Source organism: Halorubrum sp. AD140 (assembly GCF_034497445.1).
Taxonomy (GTDB): Archaea; Halobacteriota; Halobacteria; order Halobacteriales; family Haloferacaceae; genus Halorubrum.
The window spans coordinates 23,585-31,987 of the sequence record NZ_JAXRUU010000038.1; the positions used below are offsets into that span (position 1 = coordinate 23,585).

Here is an 8,403-nt window from a genome sequence, read left to right on the forward strand (position 1 = left end):
CGGTATCGGGCAAGCGTACCCTCTCGTGCGCGGAAAAGCGGAGAGAACCGTGACCGCAGCGAACGGTCGTGGATCAGTCGTCTTCGAGCGCCTGCGCGATGCGCTGGAGCTGACGGGTCGCGTCGCGAACCTCGTCGCGGAGCTGGCGCACCTCGCGCACGAGCTCCTCGTTGCCGACCTGGTCGCCGCCCTCCTCGCCGCGAGCGCCGGGACCGCCGGGGCCACCGCCCATCCCCGGCGGACCGCCCGCGCCGCCCGGACCGCCGCCGCCCATCATGCCGGACATCATCTGCGCGAAGGGGTTGCCGCCACCGCCGCCCATCCCCGGCGGGCCGCCGCCCATCATCTCCTCAGGGTCGGGTCGGTCGCCCTCCTCGCGCTCCTGCTCCCGGCGCTCGCGGATCTCCTCGACGCGCTCGCGAAAGGACTTCTCCTCGTCGGCGTCGCCCTCGTCCGCGCCGCCGCTGTGGTCTTCGGCGCCATCGCCCTGTTCCTCGCCGGTGTCGGCCGTGTCGTCGTCTGCCATGGACTTCGGTTCGGTAGCCCGGCCGAAAAGGGTTGTTGCTCCGGCTCTCGACGGTGCGTTTATAACGGGGCGACCGATCGCGGCGTCCGCTCCACGGGCACGCCGTCCGGCTGTCAGGCTCGGACCGGGCGGTGGCAGTTTGGACACTTGGTCGTCTCCGCGCCCACCGCGGGAACGTGATCGCCGCAGTTCGGACACCGCGTCCGAGTGCGCGCGTACTCGGTACTCGACGGGACGGGTGACCGGTCGGTGTCGTCGTCCATAGGTCCACGTCAACATTTGTCATTCAAATAGCTTGTCTCTATATCCCTAAAATGCCCTAGAGGTGCTTAAAACGGACCGCAGCCCCCGTTTCGCCGCGATATCGCGTCCGCCACGACCTCACTCGTGTCCGGAGACGCGGACCGGCTCGTACGGCGCTTCGAGCCACTCGACGTCCGACGTGGAGAGGTCGACGTCGAGCGCCTCGACCGCGTCCTCCAGGTGTTCGACGCTGGTCGTGCCGACGATGGGCGTGTCGACCGTCTCCTTGTGGAACAGCCACGCGAGCGCGATCTGGGCCATCTTCACGCCCTTCTCCTCGGCCAGTTCCGCGACGCGCTCGTTGACCGTCGGACCGCCACCCTCGCGGTACGGGTGTGCGTAGAGGTGCTCTTCGGTCTCCCCGCGGAGCGTGGCGTCGACCTCCTCGTGCGGCCGCGTGAGGTACCCCCGCGCGAGCGGACTCCACGGCATCACGCCGATCCCCTCCTTCTCGCACAGCGGGAGCATCTCGCGCTCCTCCTCGCGGTACGCGAGGTTGTAGTGGTTCTGCATCGTGGCGAACCGTTCGTACCCCTCGCGGTCGCTCACGTGGAGCGCCTCGGCGAACTGGTGGGCCCACATCGAGGAGGCGCCGGGGTACCGAATGTCGCCGCGGCGCACCGCGTCGTCGAGCGTCGCGAGCGTCTCCACGATCGGCGTGTCGTCGTCCCACCGGTGGATCTGATACAGGTCGATCGTCTCCATCCCGAGCCGGTCGAGGCTGTGCTGCAGCTCCTGTTCGATCGCCTTGCGCGAGAGCCCGCCCGAGTTCGGGTTCGACTCGTCCATCTGGAAGTACCCCTTCGTGGCGACGACGAACTCGTCGCGGTCGTACTCGGCGAGCGCGTCGCCGAGGACGCGCTCGGACTCGCCGGTCGAGTACATGTTGGCGGTGTCGAAGAACGTGATCCCGAGCTCGATCGCGCGCTCGACGAGCTCGCGACCCTCGTCCTCGTCGAGGACCCACTCGCGCCAGTCAGAGTCGCCGAAGCTCATGCAGCCGAGACAGATCTTCGACACCGTCATCCCGGTGTCGCCGAGGGTGGTGTACTCCATACGCCGAGCAGATGGCGGCGGAGTAAAAAATACCCGCGGCCGGGCTCCCGTTCCCCGCTGTGACCGCTTCGCTCCGGAGCTCTGTGGACGGGGCCCGTGAGAGCGGACGCGAGCGGCCGCTCGTCGACGAGCTCAGTCCGAACCGCACCGCGGCTGCCGACCGCCTACTCGCCGGCGACGAGCCGCCGCAGTCGGGGGAGCGCCTGCTCGTACCCGAGCGCGACGACCCCGACGTACAGCGCGAGCAGCCCCATACCGACCGCCCACGCGCCGAGCGCGAGGTCGCCGCCGGAGACCGCCGAGAGACCGACCCGTTCGAGGAGGATCCCGATCGCCGAGGCGGCGCCCGCCCCGACGACGACCGCGAGGAGTTCGCCCAGTTCGACCGCGACCGCGGGTACGTCGACCATAGCGGCCCACGGCGACCGGTAGGTATCACTCTTTCGGGTGCGGCGCGAGCGGGCGACCGCGGAGAGCGGCCCTTTTATTTCGGGGAGCGCGTATCACCGCGTACGCATGAGCAACGGAGACGGCGACGGTCGAGACGACCTCCGGATGCCCGACGACGACGAGGTGTTCGCGGAGGTCGTCGAGATGCTCGGCGCGAACCGGGTGCGAGTCCGCTGTGCGGACGGCAAAGAGCGGACCGCGCGCATCCCCGGGCGGATGCAAAAGCGCGTCTGGATCCGCGAGGACGACATCGTCCTCGTCGAGCCGTGGGACTGGCAGGACGAGAAGGGGGACATCTCGTGGCGCTACGAGAAGAGCGAGGCCGAGCGGCTCCGCGAGGACGGCCACCTCCAGTGACGTCGGACGGGCGCGCGCTCCGGCTCGCGGTGACGACCGACGCGGAGACGTTCGACCGGATGCGCGGGCCGCTCGCCGACCGCGGGATCGCCGTCGAGCACGTGCGGGCGACAGAGCGGTCGCTGCGCGTCTCCGGTGGGGAACTTGACGAGGCCGGAAACGGGGCGGACGGAGACGGCGAGTTCGACGGCTTCGACGTCGGCTTCGTCTACCCCTCGCGGCTCATGGAGGGCGCCGTGGTCGACCGACGCCTCGGGGTCCCGTGGGTGAACGGCCGCGACGCCGTCCTCATGTCGCGGAACAAGGCGGGCGTGCTCGCGGCGCTCGCCGAGGCGGGACTCCCGACGCCTCGGACGACGCTCGTCTCCAACCCTGTCGACGAGACGGTCGTCGAGGCGGCAGCGGCGTCGTTCTCGTACCCCGTCGTCGTCAAGCCGAACTCGGCGACGCGGGGCGTCGGCGTCGCGCTCGCCGGCGACCTCGACTCGCTTCTGGGCGTCGTCGACTACCTGAACCTGGTCCACGACTACCGCGCGACGGGCGACAAGTCGTACCTGCTCCAGGAGTTCGTCCCCGGCGCGCGAGACTACCGCGCCATGGTCGTCGACGGCGCGTACGCCGGGGCGGTTCGCCGGGAGCTTCCCGCCGACGCGCGCGCGGCGGGCCGATGGAAACACAACGTCCACCGCGGCGCCGACGCGACCGGCGTCGACCTCCCGGACCGCGCCCAGACACTGGCCGAGCGGACGGCGGACGTGCTCGGCATCGACTACCTCGGCGTCGACCTCTTGGCGGCCGACGGGCGATTCGTCGTCACCGAGACCAACGCGCGCCCGACGATCGACGCGGCGACCAAGTACGAGCCGGACTTCTACGACCGGCTCGCGGCGCTCGTCGAGCGGACCGCGGGCCGAGAGGACGGGAACGCGGAAAATTAGACGACGTCGATCGACGCGGAGTCGTCGTCGCGGTCGAACGTGATCTCAAGGATGCCGTTGTTGAACGTCGCCTCCGCGGAGTGCTCGTCGACCGGCACCGGGAGGTCGACGGTCTCATCGTACTCCCGCCGGTCGGAGACCGCGGAGATCGTGAGCGCGTCGCCGTCGCACTGCAGCGAGAGGTCCTCTTTCGAGACCGCCGGGAGGTCGGCGACGAGACGGACGCCGTCGTCGGTCGTGTACGCGTCGACGTGCGTCTCGGAGCCGAATCCGGCGTCGTCGGCGCCGGGTCCCGCGTCGGCGCTGGCGTTGGCCATCTCGTTCATCATCCGTTCGATCTCCTCGAAGAAGTCGCCGAACGGATCGTCACGGTCGTCTCTGTCCATACCTCGGGTGAGGGGGGTGACCCGAATAAGCCTTCTGTCGCTCGCCGTATTGGCCGTCGAACACGTCCCGGCACGCCCGTCGATTCGGGTCCGTAGCGACCGTCGGCCGAGTTCCGTGACGGCTGGCGACCGAGCCCCGCGGCGGGCCGACCTGGCGACACCGCCCGTAACGAATTCGAACGATTATGACGATCTCAGGCCGACTCGGTCGGATTTAAGTGCCTGCGGCACGCTTATTTCGAACATGAGTAAATCATATCTCGACGCGGCCGCCGACGTGAGCGACGCCGAGGTCGTCCGGGTCGGGCTGAACGGGTTCGGCCGGATCGGACGGAACGTGTTCCGCGCGGTGTTGGAGTCGCCGCGGATCGATCTCGTCGGGATCAACGACGTGATGGACTTCGAGGACATGGCGTACCTCGCGAAGTACGACACCGTCATGGGTCGGCTCGACGGCGTCGAGCGCGAGGGCGACGCGCTGACCGTCGGCGGCACCTCGGTCCCGCTGTTCAACGTGCAGGACCCCGCCGACCTGCCGTGGGACGATCTCGACGTCGACGTCGCGCTGGAGTGTACGGGCGTGTTCCGGACGCGCGAGGACGCGAGCGCGCACCTCGAGGGCGGCGCCGACACCGTCATCATCTCCGCCCCGCCGAAGGGTGAGGAGCCGGTCAAACAGCTCGTGTACGGCGTCAACCACGACGAGTACGACGGCGAGGGCGTGATCTCCAACGCCTCGTGTACGACGAACTCCATCACGCCGGTCGCGAAGGTGCTCGACGCGGAATTCGGCGTCGAGGCCGGGACCCTCACCACCGTCCACGCCTACACCGGCTCGCAGGCCCTCATCGACGGTCCGAAGGCGAAGACGCGCCGCGGGCGCGCGGCCGCCGAGAACATCGTGCCGACCTCGACGGGCGCGGCCGGCGCGGCACAGGAGGTCCTCCCGCAGCTGGAGGGGAAGATCGACGGCATGGCGATGCGCGTTCCGGTCCCGAACGGCTCGCTCACCGAGTTCGTCGTCAGCCTCGACGAGGACGTCACCGCGGAGGCGGTCAACGACGCGTTCCGCGACGCCGCCGACTCCGGCCCGCTCGCGGGCGTGCTCGGCTACACCGACGACGAGGTCGTCTCCAGCGACATCGTCGGACTCCCCTTCTCCAGCTACGTCGACCTGCAGTCGACGAACGTCGTCGCCGGCGGGAAGCTCCTGAAGATCCTCACCTGGTACGACAACGAGTACGGCTTCTCGAACCGGATGCTCGACATGGCCGCGTACGTCCACGACGAGGCGTAAGCGGTCGGCGCGGCCGACGGGAAACGGGCTGAACCCCCACCGTCAACGCTTCCCCGGAGAACCATCGCTTAAGTATCTCATCGACGACCGTTCACCCATGCCGACGTTCGACACCATCGACGACCTCCCGGCAGACTCGCGCGTCCTCGTTCGGCTCGACCTGAACTCGCCGATCGAGGACGGAGAACCGCAGGACAACCGCCGCTTCGACCGTCACGCGGAGACCGTCCGCGAGCTCGCCGACGCGGGCCACCGCGTGGTGTGTCTGGCCCACCAGGGCCGCCCCGGGCGCGACGACTTCACCACGCTCGCGGGCCACGCCGCGATCCTCGCGGAGCACGTCGGCCGCGACGTCGCCTTCGTCGCCGACACCTACGGCGAGGAGGCGCTGGCGGCGGTCGACGCGCTCGACGCGGGCGAGGTCCTGTTGCTGGAGAACACCCGGATGTGCGACGACGAGCTCCCCGAGGCGTCGCCGGAGGAGAAGGCCGAGACGGAGTTCGTGCGGACGCTCGCGTCGCACGCCGACGCGTACGTCAACGACGCGTACTCGGCGGCGCATCGGAAGCACGCCTCGCTGGTCGGGTTCCCCCTCGTCCTCCCCGCGTACGCCGGACGCGTGATGGAGACGGAGTACGAGGCCAACACCGCCATCGCGACCCGGGAGTTCGACGGCCCGATGACGATGGTCGTCGGCGGGACGAAGGCGACCGACGTGATCGGCGTGATGGACGCCTTGGACGACCGTGTCGACCGGTTCCTGCTGGGCGGGGTCGCCGGCGAGCTCTTCCTGCGCGCCGCGGGTCACCCCGTCGGCCACGACCTGGAGGGGACGGACCTGTTCGACGAGCAGTGGGAGCAGAACCGCGAGCTGATCGAGTCGGTGCTCGACGAGCGCGGCGACGCAATCCGCCTCGCGACCGACCTCGCGTACGAGGGGGCCGACGGCGAGCGCGCGGAGGTCGCCGTCGACGAGATCGACGAGAAGGACACGGGGTACCTCGACGTGGGCTCGGAGACGGTCGCCGCCTACGAGCCGCCGATACGCGAGTCCGACGCGGTGTTCGTGAAGGGGGCCCTCGGTGTCTTCGAGGACGAACGGTTCGCCGACGGCACGGTGGGGGTGCTCGAGGCGATCGCCGAGACGGACTGCTTCTCCGTGGTCGGCGGCGGCGACACCTCCCGAGCGATCGAGATGTACGGCCTGAGCGAGGACGACTTCTCGCACGTGTCGATCGCGGGCGGGGCGTACATCCGCGCGCTGACGGGCGAGCCGCTCCCGGCGGTCGAAGTGCTGGAGGAGGCGGCCGGGCGGCAGTAGGGAGGCCGGGCGCGGGAGGGTCCGACCGGCCGGAGCCGACTACTCCTCGTCGACGTCGAGGTCGAACTGCTCGTTCTCGGTGACCGCGTTGAGCACGACGCTCGTGTTCGACTCGCGGATGTCGGCGTCGGCCAGAATCGACTTGATCTGGTCGTTCATCCCGTCCGTGTCTGTGAACTTCCCGATCGCGATCACGTCGTAGTCGCCGGTCACCTCGTAGACGCTGACCATCTGCTTCTCCTGGCGGAGCTTCTCCGTGACGTCCGGCAGCGCGCTCCCCTCTACTTTCAGCTGGAGCACCGCCGTGACGTCGTACCCGAGCTTGTCGTAGTCGACGACGGGCGTGTATCCCCGGATCACGCCCTCGTCTTCGAGGTCACGGAGGTGGTTCGAGACGGTGGTCACCGACACGTCGAGTTCGTCGCCGAGGCTCCGGAGGCTCGCGCGGCCGTTGCTGAGAAGGGAGTTAACGAGTTTGGCGTCGAGGTTTTCGTACGTCATCACACCTATCCACGGTTTCGGGGGTTTAGAATTTTACGAACGTCCACCATACTTGGGAGGGTGGCGGTTCATGCGCCAAGCGATAAGGCCTTTATACTGGCAGATAAGGAATTACTGTCCAGAACATGACGGACGAACACGCGAAACCGGACGGTGGCCTCACGGCCGAAGAACAGGCGGTACTCGACGAGATCGAAGAGGAGAACGTCGATTTCCTGCGGCTCCAGTTCACCGACATCCTCGGCGTCGTCAAGAACGTCTCCGTGCCCGCTCACCAGGCGGAGAAGGCGTTCACCGAGGGTATCTACTTCGACGGCTCCTCCATCGAGGGCTTCGTGCGCATCCAGGAGTCGGACATGCGGCTCGTTCCCGACCCCGACACGTTCGCGGTGCTCCCGTGGCGGAGCGGGGAAGACGGCTCCGCGGCCGCCCGGATCATCTGTGATATCGTCGACACCGACGGCGAACCGTTCGCCGGCGGCCCGCGTCAGGTCCTCAAGAGCGTCCTCGAAGAAGCCGAGGAGATGGGCTACTCCGTCTCGATCGGTCCCGAACCGGAGTTCTTCCTGTTCAAGACCGACGACGACGGGAACGCGACGACGATCCCCCACGACAACGGCGGCTACTTCGACCTCGCGCCCAAGGACCTCGCGAGCGACGTGCGCAAGGAGATCATCTTCACGCTGGAGGACATGGGCTTCGAGATCGAGGCCTCCCACCACGAGGTCGCCGAGGGCCAACACGAGATCAACTTCAAGTACGACGACGCGCTCACGACCGCGGACAACATCGCGACGTTCCGCGCCGTCGTCCGCGCCGTCGCCGAGCAGCACGACCTCCACGCGACGTTCATGCCCAAGCCGATCGCCGACATCAACGGGTCGGGCATGCACAGCCACATCTCGCTGTTCGATGAGGACGGTAACGCCTTCGCCGACGACTCCGACGAGTTCAACCTCAGCGAGACGGCCTACCAGTTCATGGGCGGTATCCTGAACCACGCCCCCGCGTTCACAGCCGTGACGAACCCGACTGTGAACTCCTACAAGCGCTTAGTGCCTGGCTACGAGGCGCCCATCTACGTCGCGTGGTCCGACACGAACCGCTCGGCGCTCGTCCGCGTGCCGGACGCCGCGGGCGTCTCCGCGCGTTTCGAGGTCCGCAGCCCCGACCCGTCCTGCAACCCCTACCTCGGCATGGCGTCGCTCATCGCCGCCGGGCTCGACGGGATCAAGACCGGCGCCGATCCGGGCGAACCGGTCCGCGAG

At 68.5% G+C, this 8,403-nt stretch carries 11 protein-coding genes; 5 read left to right on the forward strand and 6 right to left on the reverse strand.

Annotated elements, in window-relative coordinates; translation table 11 throughout:
- Positions 1–73 precede the first annotated feature (73 nt).
- The 4 genes from U4E84_RS10625 to U4E84_RS10640 form a co-directional block, all read right to left on the reverse strand.
- Complete coding sequence (locus tag U4E84_RS10625) at positions 74–526, reverse strand: hypothetical protein (protein ID WP_322532067.1); 453 nt, start codon at positions 524–526, stop codon at positions 74–76.
- A 113-nt stretch (positions 527–639) separates the two neighbouring features.
- Positions 640–789 carry a hypothetical protein gene (locus U4E84_RS10630; RefSeq protein WP_322532068.1) on the reverse strand — a complete coding sequence of 50 codons (150 nt, stop codon included), beginning with the start codon at positions 787–789 and terminating at the stop codon, positions 640–642.
- Between the two features lie 118 nt (positions 790–907).
- Positions 908–1,885 carry an aldo/keto reductase gene (locus U4E84_RS10635; protein WP_322532069.1) on the reverse strand — a complete coding sequence of 326 codons (978 nt, stop codon included), beginning with the start codon at positions 1,883–1,885 and terminating at the stop codon, positions 908–910.
- A gap of 164 nt (positions 1,886–2,049) precedes the next feature.
- A complete protein-coding gene (locus U4E84_RS10640; RefSeq protein WP_322532070.1) occupies positions 2,050–2,295 on the reverse strand; it encodes a hypothetical protein in 246 nt (81 codons plus the stop codon).
- 106 nt (positions 2,296–2,401) lie between these two features.
- Between U4E84_RS10640 and eif1A the strand changes: the two genes are divergently transcribed.
- Both eif1A and U4E84_RS10650 read left to right on the forward strand, forming a co-directional pair.
- On the forward strand, positions 2,402–2,692 hold the full coding sequence (eif1A, locus tag U4E84_RS10645) for a translation initiation factor eIF-1A (protein WP_322532071.1): 291 nt from the start codon (positions 2,402–2,404) through the stop codon (positions 2,690–2,692).
- Between the two features lie 59 nt (positions 2,693–2,751).
- Positions 2,752–3,630 (forward strand): RimK family alpha-L-glutamate ligase, encoded by an 879-nt coding sequence (locus U4E84_RS10650; protein WP_322532077.1) that lies wholly within the window; start codon positions 2,752–2,754, stop codon positions 3,628–3,630.
- On the opposite strand, the gene U4E84_RS10655 is transcribed toward U4E84_RS10650, so the two are convergent.
- A complete protein-coding gene (locus U4E84_RS10655) occupies positions 3,627–4,016 on the reverse strand; it encodes an Hsp20/alpha crystallin family protein (RefSeq protein WP_322532072.1) in 390 nt (129 codons plus the stop codon). The genes U4E84_RS10650 and U4E84_RS10655 overlap by 4 nt on opposite strands.
- 244 nt (positions 4,017–4,260) lie before the next feature.
- Between U4E84_RS10655 and gap the strand changes: the two genes are divergently transcribed.
- Both gap and pgk read left to right on the forward strand, forming a co-directional pair.
- Complete coding sequence (gene gap / locus U4E84_RS10660; protein WP_322532073.1) at positions 4,261–5,313, forward strand: type I glyceraldehyde-3-phosphate dehydrogenase; 1,053 nt, start codon at positions 4,261–4,263, stop codon at positions 5,311–5,313.
- Between the two features lie 97 nt (positions 5,314–5,410).
- A complete protein-coding gene (gene pgk / locus U4E84_RS10665) occupies positions 5,411–6,634 on the forward strand; it encodes a phosphoglycerate kinase (protein ID WP_322532074.1) in 1,224 nt (407 codons plus the stop codon).
- Positions 6,635–6,673: 39 nt separating this feature from the next.
- On the opposite strand, the gene lrp is transcribed toward pgk, so the two are convergent.
- A complete protein-coding gene (gene lrp / locus U4E84_RS10670; protein WP_322532075.1) occupies positions 6,674–7,135 on the reverse strand; it encodes an HTH-type transcriptional regulator Lrp in 462 nt (153 codons plus the stop codon).
- A 125-nt stretch (positions 7,136–7,260) separates the two neighbouring features.
- Between lrp and glnA the strand changes: the two genes are divergently transcribed.
- Positions 7,261–8,403 (forward strand): type I glutamate--ammonia ligase (gene glnA / locus U4E84_RS10675; RefSeq protein WP_322532076.1); only part of this gene is annotated, 1,143 nt, incomplete at its 3' end.